Raw genomic sequence first — 13615 nt, 5'->3', positions numbered from 1 at the left:
CTCTCTCCTATTTAAAAAATGCTGTACCGATTCGAACAAAGGTTGAGCCGAACTGAATCGCTTCTTTAAAATCACGACTCATTCCCATGCTTAGCTCTGTCATCGGCATATTAGGGATTTGTTTTTCTCTAATTTCTGCTTGCAGAGCCTGCGTATCCTTGAAAATTTCTTTCAATTCATCACTGTCTGCCTCAAAAGGAGCCATGGTCATTAAACCAACATACTCAATCTGATCTAACTTAGCCAATTCTGGCAAAAGTTCTAGCAATTCTTCTTTTGAAAACCCATGCTTGCTTTCTTCCCCAGAAATATTGACCTGCAAGAAACACTTGATAACATGATCTGTTCTCTTTTGAATTTCCTGGGCTAACTTTAAGGAGTCTAAAGCATGAAAGTAATCCACAAATGGGATTACTTCTTTCACTTTCCGTCTCTGTAGTGTTCCTATTAAATGCCAAGTAACTGGGTAATCTTTCAAGGCCTGATATTTTTCTAAAAATTTATCGACTCGATTTTCACCTATATGACGGACACCAAGCGGAAGCAAGGCTTCCGCTGTTTGTACATCTACATACTTTGTCACTGCGATTACTGAAACAGCATCTAGAGCACGGTTGGCTTCTTGACTAGCATCAGCTATTTGCTGAAAAACTAATTCAGTATTTTTTTTCAAATTCATTGATTAACGATTTTTGAAGAATGGAGGTGTATCCAATTCATCTTCATCTTGTGAAACTGGTGTTTCGAAGCGTTCTACCGGTGAAACAACTGGATCTGTTTGGCGAACAATTGACTCACGACGCAAGTCCCAGTCTCCAAAAGCAGACGCTTGGTTTGTTTCAAAACGACGTGGGCTTGATTTAGGCAATTCTGCTGTTTCTTCCAAGTCGAATTGACGATCAAATGTGTGTGCTTGTGGCGCTTTAGTTGATGGACGTCCAACTGGTTGGTTGTTACGAGCTCCAACTACTTTTTCCACGCGCTCTTGACGAACACCTGTCGCTACAACAGTAACACGAATTTCATCCTTCATGCTTTCGTCAATTGATGTTCCAAGCCAGATGTTTACACCTTGGCCAGCTGCTTGGTTGACGATTTCTGAAGCTTCTTCTGCTTCAATCAAGGTCAAATCAAGACCACCAGTAACGTTGACGATGACATCCTCAGCACCATCGATAGTTGTTTCAAGAAGTGGAGAGTAAATTGCTTTACGAGCCGCTTCAACAACGCGTTCTTCACCACTACCGATACCGATACCCATAAGGGCATTCCCTTTGTTGGCCATTACAGTTTTCACGTCAGCAAAGTCAAGGTTAATCAATCCTGGGTTCGTGATCAAGTCAGTGATCCCTTGAACACCTTGGCGAAGAACGTTATCTGCTTCGCTAAGAGCTTCAAGAAGTGGCGTTTTCTTATCAACAATTTCAAGCAAGTTGTTGTTAGAGATAATCAACAAAGTATCAACATGCTCGCGAAGTTCGTTGATCCCTTCTACAGCGTACTGACCACGTTTGCTTCCTTCAAATCCGAAAGGACGTGTCACAACACCAACTGTAAGAGCACCAAGATCTTTAGCGATACGTGCAATAACAGGGGCTGCACCTGTACCAGATCCACCACCCATACCTGCAGTGATAAAGACCATGTCCGCTCCAGTGATAGCTTCCGTCAAAGCTTCTTCACTTTCTTCTGCAGCTTTACGTCCAACTTCTGGACGTCCTCCAGCACCCAAACCACGAGTCAATTTTGGACCAAGTTGGATAACGGTTTCTGCTTTCGTACTGCTAAGGGCTTGTACATCAGTGTTAGCTGCGATAAATTCTACACCAGCAACACCTTCGTCAACCATGCGGTTGATGGCGTTACCACCACCACCACCGACACCAATTACCTTAATAACTGCGCCTTGAGCTGCTGCTGTATCAAATGAAAATGTCATAATTTCTTATCCTCTTTTATTCATCAAACATGCTTCCGATCAAACCACGGAAACGTTCTGTTAGCTTCGGTTTACTTTGAGAACTTGCTTGGAATTCTTCCTTGGGAGCAACTGGAGCTTCCTGCACAGTTTCAGCTGGAGCTGTTTGTGCTGGACTTGGTTGCGCTACTGGATTCAAACGTTGATTTGGAATGCCAAAGTTGATTGGTTTTTGACGAAGGAATTCATCTCCTTTAACTGCTTTTTGAGCAAGAAGATTGACTTCAGTCAATTTACCAGCAAACTCAGACAAGCTAATCACGTGAGCAAATGCAGGGTTGCGAATTCCAACTTGATTTGGTACATAAAGTTTTACGCGAACACCAAATACTTCTTGGGCTAATTCAACAATTCCTGGTAAAATTGCATTTCCACCGATAAGGACGATACCTCCTGGCAAATCCAACAAGTGTCTTCTTTCCAACTCTTGTTTGATTTGGTCAAAGATATGTTTGATGCGTGCTGAGATAATCTCTGCCAAGTAGCTTTCTGTTACTTCAACAGGTTCTACTTCACCAATTACTTCAACTTGGAAAGTTTCGTTACTTGCAAGTGGAACGTAAGCTTCACCATAGTTCAGTTTCAAACTTTCTGCAATTTTTTGAGATGTTTTCAAGACTTTAGAAATGTCTTTAGTAACGTAATCTCCACCTTCTTGGTAGATGTTAGTGAACTGCAATTCTTGGTTGCGGATAGTCGCTACAGTAGTCTGACCTCCACCCATGTCAATGACAGTTGCACCAAATTCACGTTCGCCTTCATTAAGAACTGAGTTCACAATCGCCAATGGTGAAATAATCACATTATCAACATGAATACCTACACGCTCAACTGTCTTACGAAGATTGTGTAGAATCGTACGAGGACCTGTGTAAAGCAGACCACGCATTTCCAAGCGAACACCCATCATACCACGAGGGTCACGGATCCCTTGGAAACCGTCCACGATGAATTCTTCTGGAATAAAGGTAATCACTTCACGATCAGGAGTCATGCTCTTAGTCAAAGCTGATTTGACAACATTTTCAACATCTTGATCCGTGATTTCTTTGGTATCTGAAGTTACAGGAATCATTCCTTGTGTTGGTTCAACCTGCAAGAGGTTTGCTGGAAGGCCAACGTTAACAGACTTAATAGAAATACCAGCTTTCTCTTCCGCCTGTGTGATTGCGGATTTGATTGCTGAAGCAGCTGCTTCAATATCAACAATAATTCCGTCTTTTACACCTTTACTTTTGGCATTGCTAACACCAATTACATTTACTTCACCATCTCTATGCTCAGCTACTAGCACTTTAATCGAGCTAGTTCCGATATCTAAGCCTGTAAAAAAACCATCTCTAGTCATTACATCGCATCCTCTCTGTCTTCCAAGTTTCTCACTTCTATTTAATAACTATGTTTGGGCATAGCTATTCAAAGAATATTATAACACAAAAAATCCAATCGTGCTTAGTTTTTGATAAAATTCCTGCATGTTTTTTGAGAAAATTCTAGAAAAATTCTTCTTCTAAGAGATTATTTGAAGTTAACGTTCACAATTTCCTTTCTGTTTCTTAAAAATCCAAAAAAGAGAAGATCATTTTAGATCTTCTCTTGAATAAATTCTTCCGATTTTTGTTGTAAAAAATTTTCTACTAATTTCCCTGTTAAGCGAATTGCTATCACGATAACAGTCGAAACAATGAGATAATTTAAGGGCTGGCCAAAACTTCCAACAAGTGGTGGTTTGTTTAAAAATCCATAATCTCCACCTACAACTAAGTTAACAACCCATATCAAGCCATTTAAGGCGAAGGTAATCACCGCCACATTCTTCAAATCAAGAAGGGAAGGTTGATAGTTTCTAAACAAGTATAGGAGCGCATTTCCTAAAAGGGCAACATGTCCGATAATGAAGGACAAAATGGTCACGTGTGGAAATGGGTAGGGATCAAAAAGTGGGTAAGCTAGTGCTGCTGTTGCTCCAAAAGTTCCTAAAAGGGCGAAGTACTGTTTGTACTTGGATGTTCCTGGAATCAAGAGCATCACAAACATGGCGATACGGCAATGATAGAAGGGTAAACTTTCTGATAGGGGCATGAGATTGCCCCAATACCAGCTATACAAAACAATCAGTTGAACAGACTGAAGGATCTGAATAAAACGCTGGTAAGCTACTTTGTCGCGAAAACGATAAGAAGCATAGAAAGTAAGAGCCAATAAACATAACAAACCAATGTACCAGTGAAGTTCAAACTGGGGCGGTTCTGATATCTGTGTGGTAAATAATTTATCCCACAAATTCATATTCTATTCCTCGTTCATCTAGCTAGAGGCAGTAAAAAATTCACTTTCTCCAGCTTTTAAATTTTTTGAAAAAACTTGATTCTATGACATACATAGAACACTTGCGTCTTAAATTCGCAACCTATTATATCATTTGTATTGCAGAAATGCACTGATTTGAAATCTACAGTTTCATATGGAAATCACTAAACTACATTAGGTTTTCTACCAACTTGGCTAGATTCATGGAGTTCGATCCTTTGAGCAAAATTTGGTCATTGGCACCGAGTCTTTCCTTAACCTGCTTGACTAGGTCTTCAAATTGGTCCTCGTCAGCTGTTTTTTTGAAGTAATAAACGTGGCCGATTGGGAACATTTGACTGGCAAGTTGAGCCAATTCCGCAATATCTTCTCCGTAGAAAATAACGGTATCCAGCACATCTGGTGAGAGGCTCAAAATCATCTGGTTATGGAGCTGAACAGACTGGTCGCCGAGTTCCTTCATGTCTGCCAAGACAGCGATTTTCTTGCCCCCTTCATTAGCTGGAATGGCAGAGAATGTCTCCAAAATCAACTTCATAGCAGTTGGATTGGCATTGTATACGTCAGACAGAATATCTGCTCCATCGGCTGCTTTCTTCCACTCAGTACGATTGCGGGTCAATTCTAGGTTCTGAAAGGCCTGACGAATTTGCTCCTCTGAAACTCCTTCTTGTAGAGCCACATAAGCAGCAATCATAGCATTGGTGGCATTGTACTTACCTGTCACTGGCAAATCGAGGGCTTGTTCCAAAAAATTAGCCTTAAAGGTCAGACTATCCTTGCGCTCAATCAAGTCCGTGATTTCCAGCTCTGCTCCTGGCCCAAAACGGACCACCTTTTTATCTGTAGGCAAGTAGTCCTCTACAATCGGGTCAGCTGGTGCCAAAAGCAAAGAACCTGGTGCCATACCATCAGCAATTTGCATTTTCCCTTTAGCAATCTCCGAACGGTCTTTGAAAAAGGCCAAATGGGCTTCTCCAACCAAGGTTACAATGGCTGTCTTAGGATGAGCCAATTCAGACAAGAGGTGGATATCCCCCAAGTGATCCTGCCCCATCTCCAAGACCAACTTTTCTGTCTCCTCAGGCATATGGAGAACCGTATAGGGAAGACCAATCTCGTTATTGTAATTGCCTTGTGTCTTGTAGGTTTTGTAGGTTGTTGACAGTAAATGCGCCAACATATCCTTGGTCGTTGTCTTACCATTTGAACCTGTAACTGCAAAGACATCAACAGCTGTCTTTTCAAGATAGTAGGCAGCTAGGGATTGAAAGGCAGTCAAAACGTCATCTACTAGAATGTAGGGATGATTTGCAACCTCTTTCTCAGACAAGGTTACTACTGCACCATTTTCAAAAGCTGTTTCGATAAAGTCGTGACCGTCACGCGCACCTTTAAGTGGCACAAACAAATCTCCCGTCCCAATCAAACGACTGTCAAACTCAGCCTTTTCTAGCTGGATGTCCTCAAAGATGCTGACATCATTTTTAGCTCCAACAGCTTGGGCAACTTCGTGGATCGTTAATTTCATTTCTACTCCTTTAAAAAGGGTTGAAGTCCGAGAACTCTAGTCACCATGCAGTGATAGTTCTGGCTTCTACCCTCTCTTTCATTTTTATAGCAAATGCGCTTCACGCTTGTCAAAACTTTGCTTAGCAAGGTCAACCAAATGCTCGATTAGTTCTGGGTAGCTGATTCCCATATTGTCCCAAAGTAGTGGGTACATAGACCACTGGGTAAAACCTGGCATGGTATTGAGCTCGTTTAGGAAAATTTCGCCCTTGTCTGTATAGAAGAAATCGCAACGAGACAAACCGAGGCCACCGATTGCACGGAAGGCAGTTTCTGCATTTCGACGCATGATAGCTACCACATCATCACTAATCTTGGCTGGGATGTCCATGGTAATCTTGTTATCGATATATTTGGCATCATAGTCATAAAAGGCAACATCCTTGACCACTTCACCAGGAAGCGTGCTCTTGACATCGTAGTTGCCCAAGAGACCAACCTCGATTTCACGAGCATTCACCCCTTGCTCTACTAAGACACGGCTGTCATATTGAAAGGCAAGCTCCAAAGCTTGGCGTAGTTCCTCATGGTTTTCAGACTTAGAAATACCGACACTTGAACCCATGTTTGACGGCTTCGTGAAGACTGGATAAGTCAATTTTTCTTCAACTTCAGCGATTTTAGCAGTCACATCATCACCTTCGACGATGGCCACATAAGGTACTTGGGCAATCCCGGCAGACTCCAAGACACGCTTAGTCGTAATTTTATCCATGGCAAGGCTGGATGACAAGATGTTACAACCAACGTAAGGCATTTTCAAAACTTCCAAGAATCCTTGAACAGAGCCATCTTCTCCCATCGGACCATGAAGAACCGGAAAGACCACTGCGCCTTCTTCGTAGATGGAACTTGGCGCTATTTTCTTATCCCAATCAATAGTTTCATTGGTCATGAGACGGTCTTCTTGACCTGGAGTCTGGCTAAATTCTTGTGTTTTGATAAAGTCACCTGACTGGCTGATGAAGAAAGTCTTGACTGTGAAACGGTCGTAGTTGACCGCACGCATAACACTTTCAGCTGAAAGGACAGAGACTTCACGCTCTGCACTACGCCCACCATATAAAAGAATAATCGTTTGTTTCATATTGCTTGTCCTAATTCTAATAGAATACTCGTTCTTTAGTATATCATATTTGCTTCTTTTTTTAAACTTGTATATAAAAAAGCCCTCATTTGAGAGCTGAAACTTTACCGATCCACCACTTGAGCTTCAAAGTAAGCTGGTTTGTCGTCTACATTGGTGATGGTGATCGTGTAGGACTTGTTATTGGTTACATAAAAAACATTCTCCCCTTGGTAGCTGACAACAATCCCATTCTTTACCAAATGAATACCTTTTTAATTGTTTGGAAGCTCTTTATCATCATACCTTTTTGGAGCTCTATCTATTCTGCAAAATTTCGTTCTCTTTCCTTTTTCTACGCTGACCCGACCACCTGATAAACTGCAACAATACTATCATACGAAGAATCAAATAGACCAAACGAAGGATTTTCATCTTTCCAAGAGCTGATAAGAAGTTTTTCCTTGCATTCCCCACTTCTTGAACTAACTGTTCAACCGTCTTACCTGTTTCCTCTTCAATAGCAACTGCATTCTTTGAAATCAAATAATAATTTTGTTCTAATCTGCTGACATAGGCTTTGGAAATTGGCTCGTCTAAGAAAAAATATACTCTATCAGCATACTCATCCTGAGACAACATATAGTAAACTTCAGCTTCACTCTCCCATTTTTTAGGAAAACTAGTTATTCTAATATTTCCATAGTCTAAATGCATCATTCCAACTAAAACGTCATTAGTCCATTCTTCCGCATAGTGATATAATTTCATTTTCTTATCTACTATTGGCCAAACTATAACATACCGACTATGCATGAATTCCTTAGTTAATGCAGAGTTACTTGCCAAACTGGTCGCACCAATCTCATATACTGACCAAATAAGAACTATGAGCATTAAGACAGCTTGAGTTGGTTTGTTTTTATAATAGTTTTTCATTTTATTTAACATTTTACTCTCCAACTGCGAGATTAGGTTTATCTAAATCTTTTTTTGACATTTTGACTAGTATTCACCACTAGATCCTCTCTTGCATATTCGAAAGAAACAAGCTGATTGTTACTTTCAAAGCAAATAAGTCTTCTTTACCAAACAATTGCAACTACTGAGGCCTAGTTTATGGTTCCTAAATCTACCGATCCACCACTTGAGCTTCAAAGTGTGCTGGCTTGTCGTCTACATTGGTGATGGTTATTGTGTAGGGAGTTTCTTCCGTCACCCCAAATACTTCCTTTATCTCCCCTTGAACCACTATACCATCACTTTCTAAATAGATACTTTTACTCTTATCATTTGGTAAGTCTTTGCGCTCGGTTTTGTCTTTTAAAAAAATTAGCTCCGTTATTGTTTGCTTTTCAACATTATAGACTATATTACTGTCTTTCATTCCCCAACCTTTTCGACCGGACAATTTTAACTTCGCATCATCTAATTTTTTAAAATGTAGTTCCGAATTATACTCCAGCTGCTCTGTTTTAGAAAAAACTTTCAATTCAACACTTTGACCTGGTTGCAGAGTGTACTTACCAGCATTTAAAACCACACAAATAAAAACTGCCGCAAACGAACCATACAACAATCCGATGATCATTCTTGAGAGACTGCTTTTAAAGTGCCGTAAAAGTAGAAATAAAGACACAATAAATAACACGGGTGTTAGCATTTTAGTTTTCCTCTCTCATCACTATTAAAATCCAGAAGAACTGTGGCCCTCAATCCCTCCTTAAAAGAGAGTATATTTTCCAACCCAAAAGAAAGCAGACCAAAGCTATCGAATAGTAGAAAATTTTCTGAAGCAAATGATTTAAAACTATCTTTCTCATCTGATTCACAACTGTATATAACTGATTCATCGCATTGTCCGAGCGTTGTTCCCAAACGGTCACTGAAGAACCTGTGTTACTTTCAATCACAGCTTGATTTTCACTTGCTAATTTCAAATATCTCCCAGCATGATACAACCGCTTTTCCCCATTTAACCAACTAATTTCAACACTCTTGTCTCCTTGTAATCGATTATTGTAACTGATGGATACCGCTTGATTCTCATAAGAAATCTTACTTTCAATTTGATTATAGTCATCCACCACATAGATAAGGCCGATGTTCTTTCCATTTTCTTTTGAGGGCACTAGATGAATATGCTTATCAAGAGCATGCCAATCCTGATCATTTTTATCTTGAATCAATTGAACCATACTACTATTCACATCCATCTTAGAAAATGAATAATATTGATAGATTGGCTTAATGATGAACAATACCATATAAAAAAGGAAAAATAGGAAAAAAAGGATAGACTTACTTTTATTTCTCATTTACTGCTCCAAAGTAACTTTTTTTACAAAATATTCTTGAGAACTCTGTCATAGCACCCCACCTGTATAACACTATTGCCTCGCCGTTTCGTTTGTTATTCTGTTCTCCATATATCCTTAACTGTCACTTCTCCCCAATTATCTGTGCTAAAACGACTAGAGTAGATAGTGGTCCAGTCTTTAAGGACTTTATTACGGAGTACATTGTCTGCTTCCTTGCGAATCTCATCAACAGTCTTACCGCGTTTGGCAAGAAAGTCCTCTACTTGAGACTACTGAAAATATCCTGTACTCTCATCATCATAGTACCACATAAACCGTTCTAATTGCCGATTGTTTACATCGTACAGGTAATCTACATTTATGGTTGTCTCTGTATCTGGCAGTCTCAAACGCATCTCTATCCCAACTTTCGTCATCTCCTGAAATCCAAATTAAAAATAATAACCTAGAGATTGAATAGTATTTGGTAAATCTACACTTTTATAATCAATAGAATGAATAGAAATTTCTTGAGAATCGTTGTCCACAAATTTTAAACTTTTTAACTTATAAAAAGCTCGTCCTTTCCAGAGAAATGTATAATTGTGATAATCACTTTCTTCGTAGTATATTTCATCAAAAATATTATGAACTCTCTGATATTTATAGTACTGAAAACCAGAGAAAGATAATAATAGAACTATTAGCAACGAAAAAATTACAAATTTTCTCTTCTTCATCTAATCACCTCATCTCTGTCAACTCTTGATTCCCTGTTTCAATATTTCGAATGAAATTATAAGTACTTGGGTAATTTTTTTGTATCTCATCTACGGTATCTTTTTCTAGTAAAATCCCTCAACACACCCCGTTGTTCATACAGCATTGCGTTGAGCAAGAAGCTACTTTCTCTGGCAAACTATCCATACAAAGTCTGATATATCTTTTTCATGAAGCCATCAAGCTCTTTTTGAACAATCTTTAATAGGCGCTCTTCTTCGACTTTGGGAATAGTCACCCTCTCATTTATATTTTTTTCATTTATTTGAAAATAGGCGCTAGAAGTTAAATCAAAGTTCTTATCCAATTCATATAGTACGCTAGTTATTTTACCATCTATCTCTATTTCAAAATAAGCAGTAACCCCATTACGTCCAGGATGTGATATTTTCAAATCGATGTCTCCTTTTATCTCTATGGAGTCAATTCCTCCATCCAAGCGAATAGCTCCATCGGGAGGAACGACATAGCCCGCTTTACGGATGTCAGACGCATATTTTTCTGATGCCATCAAACGTTGTAAGACGACTATATTGTCCCTCTCTTCAAAGGAGGTTTTTAATTGCATATATTCTTGGTGGTTTTGATACTGAAAATAAAGATTCAAGCCAGTAGCTAAGACAATTACAGAACCAATCACGATTAGTATTTTTTTAAGTCCCGACATTTTTTTCACCCCCTCTGTCTAAGTAATCATAGAAGTGTTGTTCATAAAGCATTGTAATGAGCAAGAAGCCACTTTCTCTGGTAAACTATCCATACAAAGTCTGATACATCTTTTCCATGAAAGCCTCAAGCTCTTTTTGAACAATGTTTAATAGGCGTTCTTCTTCGGCTTGAGAGATGTTCACACTCTCTTTTATATTGTTTTCATTAACTTGAAAGTAGCTGCTAGAAACTAAATCAAAGTTCTTATCCAATTCATAGAGTACACTAGTTATTTTACCATCTATCTCTATTCTAAAATAAGCAGTAACCCCATTCCGTCCCGGATTTGAGATATCCAAATCGATGTCTCCTTTTATCTCTATGGAGTCAATTCCTCCATCCAAGCGAATAGCTCCATCGGGAGGAATGACATAGCCCGCTTTACGGATGTCAGACGCATATTTTTCTGATGCCATCAAACGTTGTAAGACGACTATATTGTCCCTCTCTTCAAAGGAGGTTTTTAATTGCATATGTTCTTGATGGTTTTGATACTGAAAGTAAAGATTCAAACCAGTAGCTAAGGCAATTACAGAAGCAATCACGATTAGTATTTTTTTAAGTCCCGACATTTTTCTCACCCCCTCTATCTAAGTAATCATAGAAGTCTTGTTCATACAGCATTGCGTTGAGCAAGAAGTTACTTTCTCTAACAATCTAACCATACAAGGTTTGATACATTTTTTTCATGAAGTCATCAATCTCGCTTTGAACACTTCTCAACAAGTAATCTTCTTCGGATTGTGAGACAGAAACAATCTCTCTTTTCCCGTTATCATTTTGCTGAGAATAACTGGAATCAATTAAATTCAGATTTTTATCTAAAATAAAAGCTACATGCGTTTGTTTTTCATTAACCTGTGTGATGAAAAATAACTGAAAATCCTTAGCATCCTTTTTGGGAGGGCTAATTTTCAAATGTAACTCTCCTTCTATTTCTAATGGATAAATAACTCCATCCAATCGAATAGCTCCGTCAGAAGGAATAGTATATCCTGCCTTGCGGATGTCAGACGTATATTTTTCTGATGCCGTCAAGCGATGAAGAACCTCAATTCTTTCATTTTTCTCAAAGGCTTCTTTTAAAGCACTAGATTGTTGGAAATGATTGTAAGTAAAATATAAAGGAATCGCTAATAGGAACAAGGACAATACAATCAACCACTTAAACTGTTTTACTTTATCTAACATTCGCCTTTCCTCTATCAACACTCTCTTTCAAATAGGTGGGATTATAAATTCTCACTCATCTTCCTCGTCATCATAAACTGGCTCGCCATGGATTTTGATGTATTCTTCATTCCTGCGGTCATCTTCTTCCCAGACTGGGTCTCTCACATCGTCCATAAATGGAATTTCTTCCAAACTCAGCTCATTAGCCTCTTCATAACTCATCGAAAGGATATCCTCATGCCGTTTTTTAAATTCCTCCACACTTAACCAGCTCTCTTTATCATCTTCGCTAATCTGACCATCAATAGCAGTCGCAATTTCAATAGCCATAATATACATAGCTCGTTTATCAACAGTGAGAAGGTCAAGGTGGGTAGAAGCGATTCTTAAACATTCGCCTTTCTCACGAAAGTCCGACATGATAGCATCTTCGTAATCTAGCTGTATATATTCACATTTATGTGATAAAAAATCATATTTTATCCCTTCCTTTATTTGGACACTCCTCCATCTAACATCATGAGTTTCCTTGTCTAATTCTAAGTGAATAGAAAGTTTATCGATTGGTAAATCTAGATACCCAGCATACGATAAATCTGGCTCTATTCCATCTTTTTTCTCAAACCACATCCTTTTCGCTAGTTCCATGTAATCAAATGGAATTTCTTTGGTGTAATCGCCTTTGATGTATAGTCTCACTCGTCTTCCTCGCTAATCTGACCATCAATTGCAGAAGCTACCTCGACTGCCATGATATACATAGCTCGTTTATCAACCGTTAAAATATCCGTATGTGTCGTAGCAATCCTAAGGTTTTCTCCACGTTCTCTCCCATCAGTAATAAAATCATTTTCAAATTCCAATTGAATGTTTTCATCAGAAAACGAAGTCCAAGGATTGCTCTTATCGTATGGTATATGATTCCATCGTTTATCATTAAATCGCCATTTATCAAATTGAACTCCAAAAAAGAAATCATCCTGTAACATAGCATCATCACCAACATTGGAGAAACTTATTTTCTTGCCATTCCTTAAACCACATTTCCCAGAGCAACTCTCTTGTCGTAAAGGTTATTTTTTTCTTAAAATCACTTTTGATATATAGTCTCATAAATCTGAGATATCGCCTCCATGTGCTAGTATATATTCTTTTCGACGATTGGCTTCTTCCTCCCAAAGAGGGTCGTCTACCACATCCATCGTTTGAATTTCAGTCAAACTTAGTTCATTTGCTTCTTCAAAAGTTAGAGATAGAATAGCCTCGTGCTTTTTCCTAAACTCCTCGACTGTTAGCCATGTCTTCTTATTATCCTCGCTAATTTGCCCATCAATCACCTTTGCAATCTCAAGCGCCATAATGTACATAGCTCGTTTATCAACTGTCAAAACTTCTAGATGGGTGGTTAAAATACGGAGATAGTCTCCCTTTTCATTATAATCCGTAGCAAATGCATCTTCAAAATTAATTTCAATACTTTCCTTAATATGTGAAAAGAGTCTTCGTACCCCTTCCTTTAGGGGGACACTAGACCATCTCTTATCGGCAGTGCCTTTCCTCAAGGATAAATTTGAGAAAAAATCTTCTTGTAATGCATCATTGTTCCCAGCATTTGAGTAAGAAATTTGCTCATCTTCTGGAAACCACATTTTACCAGCTAGTTCTAAATAACCATAAGGTACTCTTTTTGTATAATCACCTTTTAAATATAATTTCATTGTTCACTCC

General features: G+C 38.7%; 17 protein-coding genes and 2 pseudogenes. All 19 read right to left on the bottom strand.

Annotated features, from left to right (window positions below; translation table 11 throughout):
• Window positions 1-7: 7 nt before the first annotated feature.
• The gene (locus O3622_RS04535; protein WP_049505659.1) at window positions 8-679 is read right to left on the bottom strand and encodes a YggS family pyridoxal phosphate-dependent enzyme; all 672 of its coding nucleotides are present in this window, start codon (window positions 677-679) and stop codon (window positions 8-10) included.
• Between the two features lie 3 nt (window positions 680-682).
• Window positions 683-1939 (bottom strand): cell division protein FtsZ, encoded by a 1257-nt coding sequence (gene ftsZ, locus O3622_RS04530; protein WP_000144261.1) that lies wholly within the window; start codon window positions 1937-1939, stop codon window positions 683-685.
• Window positions 1940-1955: 16 nt separating this feature from the next.
• The gene (ftsA, locus tag O3622_RS04525) at window positions 1956-3326 is read right to left on the bottom strand and encodes a cell division protein FtsA (protein ID WP_000196346.1); all 1371 of its coding nucleotides are present in this window, start codon (window positions 3324-3326) and stop codon (window positions 1956-1958) included.
• A gap of 236 nt (window positions 3327-3562) precedes the next feature.
• Window positions 3563-4267, bottom strand: coding sequence for a TIGR02206 family membrane protein (locus O3622_RS04520; RefSeq protein ID WP_001055268.1), 705 nt, complete (start codon window positions 4265-4267; stop codon window positions 3563-3565).
• Window positions 4268-4457: 190 nt separating this feature from the next.
• Window positions 4458-5819, bottom strand: a complete 1362-nt coding sequence (murF, locus tag O3622_RS04515; protein ID WP_371607100.1) for a UDP-N-acetylmuramoyl-tripeptide--D-alanyl-D-alanine ligase — start codon at window positions 5817-5819, stop codon at window positions 4458-4460.
• A gap of 84 nt (window positions 5820-5903) precedes the next feature.
• Window positions 5904-6947, bottom strand: coding sequence for a D-alanine--D-alanine ligase (locus tag O3622_RS04510; protein WP_371607099.1), 1044 nt, complete (start codon window positions 6945-6947; stop codon window positions 5904-5906).
• Between the two features lie 104 nt (window positions 6948-7051).
• Window positions 7052-7189, bottom strand: coding sequence for a hypothetical protein (locus tag O3622_RS04505; RefSeq protein WP_172837204.1), 138 nt, complete (start codon window positions 7187-7189; stop codon window positions 7052-7054).
• A 55-nt stretch (window positions 7190-7244) separates the two neighbouring features.
• Window positions 7245-7877, bottom strand: coding sequence for a hypothetical protein (locus O3622_RS04500; RefSeq protein ID WP_371607097.1), 633 nt, complete (start codon window positions 7875-7877; stop codon window positions 7245-7247).
• 181 nt (window positions 7878-8058) lie between these two features.
• Entirely contained in the window at window positions 8059-8589 is a 531-nt protein-coding gene (locus O3622_RS04495) for a hypothetical protein (protein WP_000957421.1), read from the bottom strand.
• A gap of 49 nt (window positions 8590-8638) precedes the next feature.
• Window positions 8639-9244 (bottom strand): hypothetical protein, encoded by a 606-nt coding sequence (locus tag O3622_RS04490; protein WP_001244917.1) that lies wholly within the window; start codon window positions 9242-9244, stop codon window positions 8639-8641.
• Between the two features lie 95 nt (window positions 9245-9339).
• Window positions 9340-9504: pseudogene (locus tag O3622_RS04485) on the bottom strand (TipC family immunity protein); the annotation flags it as partial.
• Between the two features lie 12 nt (window positions 9505-9516).
• On the bottom strand, window positions 9517-9663 hold the full coding sequence (locus tag O3622_RS04480) for a hypothetical protein (RefSeq protein WP_225893231.1): 147 nt from the start codon (window positions 9661-9663) through the stop codon (window positions 9517-9519).
• 15 nt (window positions 9664-9678) lie between these two features.
• The gene (locus O3622_RS04475; protein WP_000746268.1) at window positions 9679-9966 is read right to left on the bottom strand and encodes a TipC family immunity protein; all 288 of its coding nucleotides are present in this window, start codon (window positions 9964-9966) and stop codon (window positions 9679-9681) included.
• Window positions 9967-10145: 179 nt separating this feature from the next.
• Complete coding sequence (locus tag O3622_RS04470) at window positions 10146-10673, bottom strand: thiol-disulfide isomerase (RefSeq protein WP_070696232.1); 528 nt, start codon at window positions 10671-10673, stop codon at window positions 10146-10148.
• Window positions 10674-10758: 85 nt separating this feature from the next.
• Window positions 10759-11286 carry a thiol-disulfide isomerase gene (locus O3622_RS04465; protein ID WP_366975544.1) on the bottom strand — a complete coding sequence of 176 codons (528 nt, stop codon included), beginning with the start codon at window positions 11284-11286 and terminating at the stop codon, window positions 10759-10761.
• 85 nt (window positions 11287-11371) lie between these two features.
• Entirely contained in the window at window positions 11372-11905 is a 534-nt protein-coding gene (locus tag O3622_RS04460; protein WP_366975546.1) for a thiol-disulfide isomerase, read from the bottom strand.
• A 51-nt stretch (window positions 11906-11956) separates the two neighbouring features.
• Complete coding sequence (locus O3622_RS04455; RefSeq protein ID WP_095725866.1) at window positions 11957-12586, bottom strand: hypothetical protein; 630 nt, start codon at window positions 12584-12586, stop codon at window positions 11957-11959.
• A pseudogene (locus O3622_RS04450) lies at window positions 12586-13000 on the bottom strand (hypothetical protein); the annotation flags it as partial. The gene O3622_RS04455 and the pseudogene O3622_RS04450, both read right to left, overlap by 1 nt.
• Entirely contained in the window at window positions 12997-13605 is a 609-nt protein-coding gene (locus O3622_RS04445) for a hypothetical protein (RefSeq protein ID WP_000780960.1), read from the bottom strand. The gene O3622_RS04445 and the pseudogene O3622_RS04450, both read right to left, overlap by 4 nt.
• Window positions 13606-13615: the final 10 nt, after the last annotated feature.

The sequence above is a fragment of the Streptococcus sp. 27098_8_51 genome, assembly GCF_041432205.1.
Classification (GTDB): Bacteria; Bacillota; Bacilli; order Lactobacillales; family Streptococcaceae; genus Streptococcus.
Note: the sequence above shows the minus strand (reverse complement) of the source record. Positions and strands in the feature narration are given on the sequence as shown.